The 13280-nt window shown below is 69.5% G+C and carries 12 protein-coding genes; 7 read left to right on the top strand and 5 right to left on the bottom strand.

Going from position 1 to position 13280, the window contains the following annotated elements; all coding sequences use genetic code 11:
* Positions 1–8 precede the first annotated feature (8 nt).
* The gene (locus tag JIN95_RS00435; RefSeq protein WP_095635493.1) at positions 9–314 is read right to left on the bottom strand and encodes a MazG-like family protein; all 306 of its coding nucleotides are present in this window, start codon (positions 312–314) and stop codon (positions 9–11) included.
* 101 nt (positions 315–415) lie between these two features.
* Here JIN95_RS00435 and npdG point away from each other — a divergent pair, with 101 nt between their 5' ends.
* On the top strand, positions 416–1084 hold the full coding sequence (gene npdG / locus JIN95_RS00440) for an NADPH-dependent F420 reductase (protein WP_200530212.1): 669 nt from the start codon (positions 416–418) through the stop codon (positions 1082–1084).
* Between the two features lie 58 nt (positions 1085–1142).
* Entirely contained in the window at positions 1143–1985 is an 843-nt protein-coding gene (locus JIN95_RS00445; protein WP_095635491.1) for a polyprenyl synthetase family protein, read from the top strand.
* Positions 1986–2000: 15 nt separating this feature from the next.
* On the opposite strand, the gene JIN95_RS00450 is transcribed toward JIN95_RS00445, so the two are convergent.
* A complete protein-coding gene (locus JIN95_RS00450) occupies positions 2001–2501 on the bottom strand; it encodes a hypothetical protein (protein ID WP_200530213.1) in 501 nt (166 codons plus the stop codon).
* A gap of 107 nt (positions 2502–2608) precedes the next feature.
* Between JIN95_RS00450 and JIN95_RS00455 the strand changes: the two genes are divergently transcribed.
* From JIN95_RS00455 to JIN95_RS00475, 5 genes are all read left to right on the top strand, one after another.
* Positions 2609–5320: an ABC transporter ATP-binding protein gene (locus JIN95_RS00455; protein WP_200530214.1), complete on the top strand. Its 2712-nt coding sequence runs from the start codon at positions 2609–2611 to the stop codon at positions 5318–5320.
* 223 nt (positions 5321–5543) lie between these two features.
* Positions 5544–7274 carry an ABC transporter substrate-binding protein gene (locus JIN95_RS00460; protein WP_095635488.1) on the top strand — a complete coding sequence of 577 codons (1731 nt, stop codon included), beginning with the start codon at positions 5544–5546 and terminating at the stop codon, positions 7272–7274.
* A 24-nt stretch (positions 7275–7298) separates the two neighbouring features.
* Positions 7299–8318 carry an ABC transporter permease gene (locus JIN95_RS00465; RefSeq protein WP_095635487.1) on the top strand — a complete coding sequence of 340 codons (1020 nt, stop codon included), beginning with the start codon at positions 7299–7301 and terminating at the stop codon, positions 8316–8318.
* Positions 8315–9244, top strand: coding sequence for an ABC transporter permease (locus JIN95_RS00470; RefSeq protein ID WP_200530215.1), 930 nt, complete (start codon positions 8315–8317; stop codon positions 9242–9244). Before JIN95_RS00465 ends, JIN95_RS00470 begins: the two co-directional genes overlap by 4 nt.
* Positions 9245–9247: 3 nt before the next feature.
* Positions 9248–9601 (top strand): hypothetical protein, encoded by a 354-nt coding sequence (locus JIN95_RS00475; protein ID WP_095635485.1) that lies wholly within the window; start codon positions 9248–9250, stop codon positions 9599–9601.
* A 9-nt stretch (positions 9602–9610) separates the two neighbouring features.
* Here JIN95_RS00475 and JIN95_RS00480 read toward each other — a convergent pair whose 3' ends face one another.
* Genes JIN95_RS00480 through JIN95_RS00490 form a run of 3 tightly spaced genes read right to left on the bottom strand, consistent with a single transcriptional unit; the run spans position 9611 to position 13213 of the window.
* Complete coding sequence (locus JIN95_RS00480) at positions 9611–10942, bottom strand: ABC transporter ATP-binding protein (RefSeq protein WP_200530216.1); 1332 nt, start codon at positions 10940–10942, stop codon at positions 9611–9613.
* Entirely contained in the window at positions 10935–12197 is a 1263-nt protein-coding gene (locus tag JIN95_RS00485) for an ABC transporter ATP-binding protein (RefSeq protein ID WP_200530217.1), read from the bottom strand. The genes JIN95_RS00480 and JIN95_RS00485 overlap by 8 nt, the downstream gene beginning before the upstream one ends.
* Positions 12194–13213 (bottom strand): ABC transporter permease, encoded by a 1020-nt coding sequence (locus JIN95_RS00490; protein ID WP_095635483.1) that lies wholly within the window; start codon positions 13211–13213, stop codon positions 12194–12196. Before JIN95_RS00490 ends, JIN95_RS00485 begins: the two co-directional genes overlap by 4 nt.
* Positions 13214–13280: the final 67 nt, after the last annotated feature.

Consider the following 13280-nt stretch of genomic DNA (forward strand, 5'->3'; position numbering starts at 1 on the left):
CGGTCCGGTCAGCGTCCGGAGCCCGCGTCGCCCGACTCGTCGATCCGAGACCGGTACTTCGCCAGCGACTCGTCGAGCGCGTCGCCGGCGTCGACGCCCGTCGCGTCCGCGAGCGCGAGCAGCGCGAAGAGGGCGTCGCCGATCTCGTCGGGCGCGATCGAGACCTCCGCGGGCGCGGCGCCGTAGTCGGTGGACGCCGTCACCTCCTTGGCGATCTCCCCGACCTCGCTCTCCAGGTCGAGGACGCGGTACGGGAGGTCGGCGTCGAGGTCGTGCTCGTCGACGAACGCGGCCACGCGGTCCTGCTCGTCCATGGGCGTCGCCTCTGCGCGCTCCCGCAAGAGCGTACCGCTCAGGCGGTGGCGAGGACGGCCGGTCACGCAACCCTGAAGTCGCGAGCGACCCGACTGACCGTATGCAAATCGCGATACTCGGCGGCACGGGCGACATCGGGCAGGGGCTCGCGCTCCGGCTCGCGGCCGACACCCCCCACGCGGTCGCGATCGGGTCGCGCGACGCGGAGAAGGCGGAGACCAAGGCCGAGGAGTACACCACCGAGCTCGACAGCCGCGGCCTCGACGCCGCGGTCGAGGGCGCCGAGAACGAGGTCGTCGCCGCCGAGGCCGACGTGGTCGTGCTCGCGGTCCCGCCGTACCATATCGGCGACACCGTCGAGGCGATCGCGGACGAGCTCGACCCCGGCGACGTGCTCGTCTCGCCGGCCACCGGGATGAAACGCGACGACGAGGGGTTCCACTACCACAGGCCCGGCGCCGGCTCGGTGACGCGGATCGCGGCGGACGCCGCGCCCGAGGGGGTCGCCGTCGTCGGCGCGTTCCACAACCTCGCGGCCGCCCGCCTCGCGAACCTCGACGCCGACCTCGGGATCGACACGCTCGTGATCGGCGACGACGAGGACGCGAAGGCGACCGTGGCCGACATCGCCGAGGGGATCGAGGGGCTGCGCGCGCTCGACGCCGGCGGCGTCGCCAACGCCCCCGAGATCGAGGCGCTCACGCCGCTTCTGATCAACGTCGCGGAGCACAACGACGGGCTTCACGACCTCGGGATCGAGTTTCAGTGATCCGAGGCCGGTCGACGTTCCGTTAGGCCTTTGCGCGGCGGGTCCCTCCGGGTAATAGATGGAGTACCTGGAGCGCCGGGTCGCGCTGGTCGAGGACCGGCTGGAGGCCGTCATCGACGAGGTCGAACCCGACGAGCTGTCCGCGGAGGTCGGCCACGTCGTCCTCGCCGGCGGCAAGCGAGTCCGCCCCGCCGTGACGATCCTCGCCTGCGAGGCGTTCGACGGCGACCCCGACGCCGCCGTCGACTTCGCGGCCGGGGTCGAGTTCGTCCACAACGCGTCGCTCGTGATCGACGACATCATCGACCGCTCCGAGGTCCGCCGCGGCACGCCCTCGGCGTGGGCTGAGTACGGCTACGGGCCGGCGATCATCGCCAGCGACGGGCTCCTCGGCGAGGCGTTCGCGCTTTTCTCCGCCGAGCCGCGCGCGATGCGGACCGTCGCCGAGGCGCTGGTCGAGCTCGGAGAGGGCGAGGCCACCGAGCTGGCCGCCCGTCCCACCACCGAGGCCGAGTACATGGAACTCGCCCGCCGGAAGACCGGCGCGCTGTTCCGGGCGGCCGCCGAGCTGGGGGCGATCGCCGGCGGCGCCGACCCCGACGCGGTCGAGTCGTTCGGCGAGTACGCCGAGCGCGTCGGCGTCGCCTTCCAGATGCGCGACGACGTGCTCGACGCGACCGCCGACGCCGACGACCTGGGCAAGCCGACCGGGCAGGACGCGGAGATGGACCGGCCCTCGGTCCTGCAGGTCACGTCGCTGTCGCCCGAGGAGATCGACGAGCGCGCCCGCGAGCAGTCCGAGCTCGCCTTGGCCGCGCTCGACGACGCCGACCCGCCGGAGACGGAGGCGATCGAGTACCTCCGCGACCTGGCGGAGTTCGTGGTCGTCCGCGAGCGGTAGGAGAGCGACGGCCAGCTAGGCGTCCCCGGTGTCCTGCGGCGGGAACAGCGGGGTGGGATCCTCGTGGTCGAACTCGAGCCGCTCGTCGCCGGAGAGGGGGTGGACGTACGTGGTCATCGCGTCGCCGGCCCGGACGCGATCGAGCATGCGGTCCGCCTCGACGACCCGGTAGTACAGCGGGAGACAGAGCGCGGTCTGGCTCGCCGTCGCCCGGAACACCAGCGTCAGATAGACGATTCCGTTCTCGTGGGCCCGGAACGCCTCGAACTCGTCGAACTCGTCGGCCTCTACCAGCTCCGCGAGGCGGTCGAACTCCTCGCCCGACAGCAACACGTCGAGGCCCACCTTCTCGTCGGCGGAGTCGCCCGGCGCGGGGAGCGGAACCACGTCGCCGGGGATCGGAGCGAACGCCGTCCACCCCCGTTCCCGGTACTCCTCGGCGGTCGCGCGGCACTCCTCGATGACCGTCGTCCACGCGTCGTCGTCGTCCGCGAGCGGATGCTCTTCGACGTCCATGCACGGCGTAGGCGGTCGACGGCGGGTAAAGGTTCCCTCCTGACGGCCGGCGATCGGTCGACGACCGAAGGCAAAAGTATATCCATAGACGGTCAGAAAATCGCCACATGCCTCCGTTACTCTCACTCTCTGACCTCCACACCCAGTTCTCGACTGAGCGCGGGCAGGTGAAGGCGGTCGACGGGATCGACCTCGAGATCCGCGAGGGAGAGACCGTCGGACTCGTCGGCGAGTCCGGGTCCGGAAAAAGCGTCACGGCGCTGTCGACCATGGGACTCGTCGACGATCCCGGCGAGATCGCCGGTGGAACGGTCGAGCTGACCGACGCCCGTCTCGCCGACGAGCTCCGCGATCGGTTCGACGCCGCGGAGTTCGTCGACGGCGACACGATCGACCTCACCGACGCCCCGGAAGAGGCGCTCCGGCTCATCCGTGGTCGGGAGATAAGCATGATCTTCCAGGACCCGATGACGTCGCTGAACCCCTCGGTGACCGTCGGCGAGCAGGTTGCCGAGAGCCTCAGACTCCACCAGTACGGCGGGCGTCGAAAGGACTCGTGGTTCAGCGCCGTCCGCGAGATCCTCCCGAAGATCAGCCGCGACGTGGACGAAGAAGTGCGCGAAGAGACCATCGAGGTGCTCGAAGACGTCGGCATCCCGGAGCCGGGAGCGCGAGTCGACGAGTACCCGCACGAGTTCTCCGGCGGCATGCGCCAGCGGGTCCTCATCGCGATCGCGCTGGCCTGTCAGCCGGGACTGCTCGTCGCGGACGAGCCGACGACCGCGCTCGACGTGACCATCCAGGCGCAGATCCTCGACCTGATAGACGACCTGCAGGCCGACCTGGGGATGTCGGTGCTGATGATCACCCACGACCTTGGCGTCGTGGCCGAGACGTGCGACCGCGTCGCCGTGATGTACGCGGGCGAGATCGTCGAGGAGGGTCCCGTCGAGGAGATCTTCGGGAACCCCTCGCACCCGTACACCTACACCCTCTTGGAGTCGCTCCCGACCGAGGAGAAGGAGCGGCTCACCCCGATCGAGGGGAACGTCCCTGACCTCATCGACATGCCGACGGGATGTCACTTCGCGCCGCGGTGCCCGTGGGCGACCGAGGAGTGTACGAGCGGCGAGATCCCGTTCCTCCAGCACGGCGGCGAGGGTGTGGATCACCGGTCGAAGTGCATCATGGAGTCGTTCGACACCGACGAGTACGGCGACGACGCGGTCGCTCCGGGGCGCGACCGGTCGATCGGCGAACCGCTGGTCGAGGTCGACGGGCTCCGGAAGTACTACGACCAGGCCGACGGCGTGCTCGACAGGGTGCTCGGCGCCGACGACCGCAGCGTGAAGGCGGTCGACGGGATCGACTTCACGATCAACCGCGGCGAGACGCTGGGGCTCGTCGGCGAGTCCGGCTGCGGGAAGTCGACGGCCGGCCGGGCGCTGTTACACCTCACCGAACCGACCGACGGCCGAGTGGTGTTCGCCGGGACCGACCTCACCGACCTCGACGGGTCGGCGCTACGAGAGCGGCGGAAGGACCTCCAGATGATCTTCCAGGACCCGCTCTCGTCGCTCGACCCGCGCCAGACGGTCGGGCAGACGATCCGCGAGCCCCTGTCGATCCACGACCTGCCCGAGAGCGATCCGGCGGTGGCGACCGAGGCCGAGGTGACCGTTTCGGGAATCGCTCGCGATCGCGTCGACGTGACGGTCGACGACGAGATCGACGCGGTCGTCGGCTCCGGCGACGGCGTGGCGACCGCGCACGTCGACGTGACGGTCGCCGACGGCGAGGTCGACGTCGACGTGCGCGAACACCTCGGCGTCGAGGGAACGGTCGAGCGCACCGACGCCGGCGACGTGGAGCGGGTCTCCGTCACCGTCTCCCCCGGTGACACCGATCGGCTCCGACGGCGTCGCCGCGTTCACCAGCTGCTGGAGGCCGTCGGGCTCGAAGTGGGACAGCACGACCGGTATCCCCACGAACTCTCGGGCGGTCAGCGCCAGCGGGTCGGCATCGCTCGCGCGCTCGCGGTCGATCCGGAGTTCATCGTCGCCGACGAGCCGGTCTCCGCGCTCGACGTGAGCGTGCAGGCGCAGATCCTCAACCTGATGGAGGACCTCCAGGACCGGTTCGACCTGACGTACCTGTTCATCGCGCACGACCTGTCGGTGGTGCGGCACATCAGCGACCGGGTCGCCGTGATGTACCTCGGCGAAATCGTCGAGGTCGCGACCACCGACGAGCTGTTCGCGGACCCGCAACACCCGTACACGAAGGCGTTGCTCTCCGCGATCCCCGAGCCGGATCCGACGGCGGATACCGACGACCGCGTCATCCTCGAAGGGGACGTCCCGTCGCCGATCGACCCGCCCTCGGGGTGTCACTTCCGGACCCGGTGTCCGTCGGTGATCCCCCCCGACGACCTCGACATCGAACAGGAGACGTACCGCGAGGTGATGGACTACCGACAGCGCGTCGAACGACGGGCGATCGATGTCGAGACGATCCTCGACGGAGCCGGCGAGTCGGCCGAGCGAGTCGCGGCCGACGGCGGCACCGCGTCGGCCCCCTCGTCCGGAGACGACTCGGTTCCGCCGGGCGCGGTCGACGCGGTCCGCGACGCGCAGTTCGACCGGTTCCCGGACGGACGCGCCGCGGAAGTGGTCGACCGATCCATCGGGCTGGTGATCGCCGGCGAGTGGGAGGCGGCGGCGGACGTCCTCGAAGAGACGTTCGCGAGCGTCTGCGAGCGAAGGGACCCCGAGCTCCCCGACGGCGATCACCCGGCCGCGTGCCACCTGATCGAGTAAATTTTACCGCCGGACAGATCTGTCACGCTCTCGATCGATCCGTTCCAGCGCTGCTCGGCGGCGCGACGTGGCGAGATGGCGAATGAGGCGACGACGAGACTGACGAGCCGGACGGCTCGCGGGTAACCCGGATCGAAACCGTAAGGTCAGATATAGTTCGAATCGGAATATTCCTGCCGGTTCGTTCGGTAGGTTTATACTGGCAAGTGTTCAGATTCGATCTATGTCATCCCGCGACACGAACGTTTCACGGCGTAAGTTCCTCGGTGCCGCCGGTGGCGCCGCGGTTACGGTCGGTCTCGCCGGGTGTTCCGGAAACGGCGATTCTGACGGTTCGGACGGGTCGGACGGCTCCGACGGGTCCGATGGATCGGACGGCTCCGACGGGTCGGACGGCTCCGACGGCGGCGACGAAACGAGCCTGCTTCGGTACGGCCGGGGGAGCCACTCGCCGACGCTGGACTTCCAGAACAGCACGAGCGGCGAGGTCGCCAAGGTCACCGAGCAGATCTACGACACGCTCATCAACTTCGAGCCGGGCGAATCGACGCTCACCGACGGGCTCGCGTCCGACTACTCGCTCGACGGCCAGACGGCGTCGCTTACGCTGAAGGAGGGGGTCACCTTCCACAACGGCGAGGAGTTCACCGCACAGGACTTCGTGGCGACGTACCGCCGCTTCGTCGACTCTGAGTACGAGTACTACGCCGGCGACGACTACGTCTCCGCGTACGGCCCCTTCACGCTCGGCAGCTGGATCGACGAGATCCAGGTCGACGGCGACTACGAGCTGACGATCCAGCTCACCCAGACGTACGCGCCGTTCCTGCGGAACCTGGCGATGTTCGCGGCCGCGGTCCACTCCGAGGCCGCCATCGAGGAGTACGGCACCGACCTCTCCGAGAACGCGGTCGGGACGGGGCCGTTCGAGCTCGACACGCTCGACGACTCCAACGAGCAGGTCCGGCTCGCCGCGTACGACGACTACTGGGGCGAGGGCCCGAACGTCGACGAGGTCGTGTTCGTCACGGTCGGCGAGAACTCCACCCGGGCGCAGTCGCTCGGAAGCGGGGAGCTCGACATCATCGACGGGCTCGGCGCGCAGTCCTCTCAGCAGGTCGACGGCTACGACAACGCCGAACTGGTCCGCACCGAGGGGATCAACATCGGCTACATGGCGTTCAACATCGCGGCGGTCGAGGAGTTCCAGGACCGCCGCGTCCGGCAGGCGATCAGCCACGCGATCAACACCGAGGCGATCGTCAACGAGATCTACTCCGGATTCGCGACGGAGGCCAGCCAGCCGCTGCCGCCGAACGTGCTGGGGCACAACGACGACCTCGACCCGTACGAGTACGACCCCGAGCAGGCCCAGAGCCTGCTCGAGGAGGCCGGCTACGGCGACGGGTTCTCCTTCGAGCTGGCGACGTTCCAGAACCCCCGCGGATACAACCCCTCGCCGATCCAGACCGCCGAGACCGTCGCGTCCAACCTCGGTGAGATCGGTATTGACGTGGAGATCAACCAGCAGTCGTTCTCGCCGTACCTCGAGTACACCGCGCAGGGCCGTCACGACGCGTGTTTCCTCGGGTGGTACACCGACAACGCGGACCCGGACAACTTCGCGTACGTCCTCCTCCACCCGCAGGTCGAGGAGAGCGAGCTCACCGAGGGAGAGGACTGGGTGAGCTTCGACGCCGAGGGGTACAACACGAGCAACCGCTCGGCGTGGGCGAACCGAGAGTACATGGACCTGGTCGAGGAGGCCCAGCAGACGACCGACGAGAGCGACCGCGTCGACCTGTACAACGACGCGATGGAAGTCGCCCACGACGAGGCGCCGTGGGTGTACATGGACTACGCTGAGGAGCTCCGCGGCGTCGCGAACAGGGTCAGCGGGTTCCAGATCGCCGCGATCAGCGGTCCGTACCTGAACCTGGTCTCGCTGGAGTAGCCGACCGGCCACTTCACCCCCTCGATGTTTCCAAAGCGATTCGTACTCAAGCGGCTGCTGTTGCTCGTCCCGGTGCTCATCGGAGTGGCGACGCTGGTCTTCTCGATCCTCCACCTCTCGCCGGGCGACCCGGCGCTCACGATCGCCGGGGAGCGCGCGAGCCAGGAGTTCGTCGAGCGCATCCGCGCCGACCTCGGGCTCAACGACCCGATCTGGGTCCAGTACATCGACTTCCTCGGCAACGTCGCGCAGTTCGACTTCGGGGAGTCGTACGTCATCAACCGGAACACCTCCGTCCGGGAGGTGCTCGCGGACACCCTGCCCGTCACGCTCGAACTGGCCCTGTACGGCCAGCTGTTCGGGATCCTGTTCGGCATCCCGCTAGGCGTGTTGAGCGCGGTGAAACAGGACACGATCACCGACCACGCCACCCGCGTCGGCGCGCTCACCGGAATCAGCGTCCCGATCTTCTGGAGCGGTCCGCTGCTGATCCTGCTTTTCGCGCAGGTGCTCGGGATCCTCCCGACCAGCGGCCGGATCTCGTCGACCTACAACGTCGCCGCGATCCGGGTCACCGGGATGGTGACGATCGACACGCTGATCGCCGGCGACTGGGAGATGTTCCGCTCGGCGGTCAGGCACATGCTTCTGCCGTCGCTCGTGATCGGCGTGTACTCGATGGCGCTCATCTCGCGGATGATGCGCTCGTCGATGCTGGAGGTCGTCAGGCAGGACTACATGCGCACCGCCCGCGCGAAGGGGCAGGGCGCGAAGATCACCGTGCTGAAACACGGGTTCCGTAACGCGCTGATCCCGGTCGTCACGATCATCGGGATCCAGTTCGGCGGGCTCCTCGGCGGGGCGGTGCTGACCGAGACCGTGTTCGCGATCGGTGGCATCGGTACCCTCCTCGTCGAGGCGATCGAGGTCGGCGACTACCCGATCGTTCAGGGAACCGTCCTGACGTTCGCGTTCCTGTTCACCTTGGTGAACCTCGTCGTCGACGTGACCTACTCGTACCTCGATCCGAGGATCCAACAATGAGCACCGAAACACTCACCGACGGAGAGGCGGAGACGGCGAGCCGGGGGCTCGTCGACCGCGTCCGCGCCTCGCCGTTCCTCTCACAGCTGCTGTCGAACCGCCTCGCGCTGGCCGGGCTCGCGATCATCCTGGCGATGATCGTGATCGCGGTGTTCGCCCGGCTGACGCTCGATCTGGAGGTCATCTCCCGCTCGCAGCTCGGCACGAACCCGAACCGCGCCGCGCCGAGCCTGGAGTACCCGTTCGGGACCGACGGGCAGGCGCGGGCCCTGCTCCCGCGGGTCGCGTACGGCGCGTGGTACGCGATGCTGTTCGGGACGGTGACCGTCGGCGCGTCGACGGTGCTCGGGGTCGGCCTCGGCATCGTCGCCGCCTACTACGGCGACATCACCGACAACGTGATCATGCGGACGATGGACGTGCTGTTGGCGTTCCCCTCGCTGCTGTTGGCGCTCGCGCTCGTCTCCATCTTCCCGGACGAGCTCGGGCTGTGGCGGGCGGTCGCGGCCCTCACGCTCGTGTACACGCCGCGGTTCGCCCGCGTCGTCCGGGGGGCCGCGCTCACCGTGCTGGAGAACGAGTACATCGACGCGACCGTCGCGCTCGGCGCCACGGACCCGCGGGTGCTCGTCAGGCACGTGCTCCCGAACTGCCTCGCGCCGATCACCGTCCAGTCGACGCTGAACTTCGGGCTGGCGATCATCGACCTTGCCGCCCTGTCGTTCCTCGGCTTCGGCGCCTCGGCCGGTACGCCCTCGTGGGGGCTCATGCTCTCGAACGGCGTGAGCCAGGGACTGCTCACCGGCGTCTGGTGGTGGTCGTTCTTCCCCGGCCTGTTCCTCGCGTTGACCGTCCTCGGGTTCAACCTGCTCGGCGACGGGATGCGGGACGCGCTCGACCCCCGCATGCGGGAAGCGGTCGACTGACCGATGTCGCCGGTGCCGTCGGCCGTCCGCGATCGCGGGCGGCTCGTCGCCGGCGGCGCCGCCGTCGGCGCCGTCGCGACGCCGGTCCTCGTGATCGGGCTGGTCGCAGTCGGGGGATTCGCTCCGCTCTCCGCCGCCGAGACGGCGTTCGCGTTCGGCGGTCTCTGGTTCGGGCTCGCGCTCCTCGGCTGGGCCGGCTCCGTCGCCTCCGGTCGAGCGATCGAAGCGGCTCAGGAGCATCTCGACGCGGACTCGGGCTGGACCGAGCGCCGGTCGCGACGCGCGATGGCGCGGATCGGCGGGTTCGGCGCCGGGATGATGCTCGTCGCGCCGATCGTCGGAACCGCGGTCGGCTGATCGGTCCCGTTACCGCGACGACGCGCCGACCCCCGGAGCGTCGCGGTCGGCCTCCCACTCCTCGCGGGCCGCCTCCACGTCGTCCGGCTGCTCGTTCAACAGGCACGCGGAGGGGTGTTCCCCAGCCGGTAACGCGGGATCGACCGCCTCGCAGGGCGACCGATAGCGCTCTCGCAGCGTCGCCGCGGCGGCCTCGCGGTCACCGTCGGCGAGCGCGCGGATCGCCTCGCGGACCGTCCCCTCGTCGTCGTCGGGGAGGTCCTCGTCGAACGCCTCGGCGTACAGGGAGTCGACGAACGCCGCCCGGTCCTCGCGGTCGGGGTCGCCCACCTGCTCCCACCGCGTGTCCACGTCGATGTCGCCGTTCTCGATCCGGGTCCTGAACTCGCTGATCTCGCGGAACGCCGCCTGCGGCGCGTCCAGCCACGGCGGCTGGATAAGCTCCGGACACCGCGTCCGGAACGAGCAGCCCGAGGGGGGGTCCCGCGGCGAGGGCACGTCGCCGCGGATCGTCTCGACGACGCGGTCCCGCTCGTCGGTGTCCGCCCGCGGGACGGACTCCAGAAGCGCCTTCGTGTACGGGTGTTGCGGGTCCTCGAAGATCTCCTCGGTGGGGCCGATCTCGACGATTTCGCCGAGGTACATCACGGCGACCCGGTCGCTGATGTGCCGCACCACCGACAGGTCGTGCGCGATGAACAGGTACGTCAGGTCGCGTTCCGCCTGCATGTCGGCGAGCAGGTTCAGCACCTGCGCCTGCACGCTCACGTCGAGCGCGCTCACCGGTTCGTCGAGGACGACGAACTCCGGATCGATGGCGAGCGCGCGGGCGAACCCGATGCGCTGGCGCTGGCCGCCGGAGAACTCGTGGGGGTACCGGTCGATCTGGTCGGCGGAGAGCCCCACCTCCTCTAGGAGGGTCTCGGCGCGCTCGCGCCGCTCCGCGCCGGTTCCCACGCCGTGGATCGCGAGCGGTTCCGTGATGATCTCGCCGGCGGTCATCCGCGGGTCCAGACTGGAGAACGGGTCCTGGAACATCACCTGCGCCCGCCGCCTGAACGCGTCCATGTCGTCGCCGGAGAGCTCGTAGACGGGGTCGCCGTCGAACGTCACGGAGCCGCCGGTGGGCTCGCGGAGGCGCATCAGCGTCTCCGCGAGCGTCGACTTCCCGCAGCCGGACTCGCCGACGACGCCGAGCGTCTCGCCCTCGCGGACCTCGAAGGAGACGCCGTCGACCGCGCGCACCGCCTCCCGCTCCGCGCCGGTCAGCCGGTCGAGCAGGGTGTTGTTCTCGTAGTAGTACTTCTCGAGGCCGTCGACGGTCACGAGCGGGTCAGTCATCGCTCACCTCCGCGTCGGTCTCGCTGGACCGGTCGGAGGCACCCGACTCGCCGGGGCCGACCGACCCGCCCCCGGGCGTCCCCGCGTCGTCCGTCGGGCCCGAGAGTCTCCCCTCCGGGACCGCGTCGGCCTCGCTGTACTCGCGTTCGGCGAGGACGCAGCGGGCGCGGTGCCCCTCGCTCACGTCGTACTCCGGCGGTCGGGTGAGACAGTCGGTCATGGCTTTCGGACAGCGGTCGGCGAAGTAACAGCGGTCGGGCATGTTCGCGTCGACGAGGTCCGGCACGTTGCCCGCGATGGGTTCGAGCCGCTCGCCCGGGCGGTCGATGTCCGGCACCGAGCCCAACAGCCCCTTCGTGTACGGGTGGACCGGGTCGTCGAACACGTCTTCGAGGGTGCCGCGCTCGACCACCTCGCCGGCGTACATGACGCTCACCCGGTCGGCGACGCGGGCGATGACACCGAGGTTGTGGGTGATGAGCACGACGCTCATCTCCATGGTCTCCTGGAGGTCGGCGAGGAGGTCGAGGATCTGCGCCTGGATGGTCACGTCCAGGGCGGTCGTCGGCTCGTCCGCGACGAGCAGGTCCGGGTCGCCGGCGAGCGCCTGCGCGATCATCGCGCGCTGGAGCATCCCGCCGGAGAACTGGTGCGGGTACTCCTCGGCGCGCTCGGCGGGGTCGGGGATGCCGACGCGCTCGAGCAGCTCGACCGCGCGGTCCCAGCTCTCCGCGGAGGTGTACGAGCGGTCGGGGAGGACGCCGTCGAGGAGCAGCTTCCCCAGCCCGTACCCCTGCGTCCGCGATCGGGTCGAGCGGGGGTTCGCGCTCGCGCGGCGCTGCACCTCGGCCGCCTCGGCGATCTGCTCGCCGACGGTGATCGAGGGGTTGAAGCTGCTCATCGGGTCTTGGAAGATCATGCTGAACGCGGAGCCGCGGAGCGACCGGCGCTCCGCCTCGGAGAGCCGGCGGAGGTCGACGAAGTCGCCGTCGACCGCCTCGGGCCGGTCGCCGGAGACCCGCTCCGCGAGGTCGGCGTTGTTGTACCAGATCTCGCCGCTCGTAATCCGCCCCGGCGACTCGACGAGGTCGATGAGCGAGAGCCCGGTGACGGACTTCCCGCTGCCGGACTCGCCGACGACGCCGAGGACGGAGCCGGCCTCCACCGTGAAGGAGACGTTCTCGACCGCGTTGATCTGGCCCTCCTCGGTGAAGAAGCGCGTCGAGAGGTCCCGGACGCGCAGCAGGTCGGTCACGGCGCACCCCCCTGCCCCTCGATGCCCGGATCGAGGGCGTCGCGGAGCCAGTCGCCGATCAGGTTGATCCCGATGACGGCGGCGACGATGGCCAGTCCGGGGACGGTCGCGATCCACCACGACGACGAGAGGTACTGCCGGCCCTGCGCGATGTCGAAGCCCCACGAGAGCTGCGCCCCCGAGAAGCCGAGGAACGACAGCGAGGACTCTAACAGGATGATCGCGGCGATCTGGATCGTCGCGAGCACTAAGATCGGCGTCAGGCTGTTCGGGAGCACGTGTTTGAGTATCACGTGGAGATCGCTTCCGCCCATCGATCGCGCCGCCTTCACGTACTCCTGATCGCGGACGGAGAGCGCCTCCCCCCGCGCGACGCGGGCGAACCACACCCAGTTCACGAGCGCGACGACGACGATCACGGTCCCCGGTAACACGACGTGTTCCGGCATTTCCGAGGAGGCGATCCCGAGGGCGACCAGCGGATCGGGGATGCGCCACGACGCCTGCCCCCACAGCCCGATCAGCGCGATCGCCAGCACGAGCGACGGGAACGCGAGCATGACGTCGGCGAAGCGCATCAGCGCGTCGTCGATCCGACCGCCGTAGTAGCCGGCGGTGATCCCGACGGTGACGCCGAGCACGACGGCGATCGAGGTCCCGAGCAGGCCGACCAGAAGCGACGTGCGCGCGCCGAACATCGTGCGGGAGAGCACGTCGCGGCCGAGCGAGTCCGTGCCCAGCGGGTGTTCGGCCGTGGTGTTGACGACGACCTCCTCCTCGACGATCTGCACCTCGCCGTCGACCATCTGCGAGGTCGTCTGGTTCTCGGTCGCCGTGAACCCGAGCGGCGGGACGTTCGCGTTGTCGAGGTTCTGGTCCGTCGGGTCGTGCGGCGCCAGAAGCGGGGCGAACAGCGCGGTAAAGAGGATCACCGCGAGGATCGCGATCCCGAGCTTCGCGAGGAGGCTCCGCGAGAGCTCGCTCCGGAGGTTCCGGAGCGTCCGCGGAGAGATCACCCGAGGATCACCCCCGGAATCGTAACGGGAGGGACCCCGCGCGACGCCTCGGTCGTTCGGGAGTCGC

Origin of the sequence: Halorubrum sp. LN27, from assembly GCF_016635065.1 — an archaeon.
Taxonomy (GTDB): Archaea; Halobacteriota; Halobacteria; order Halobacteriales; family Haloferacaceae; genus Halorubrum; species Halorubrum salipaludis.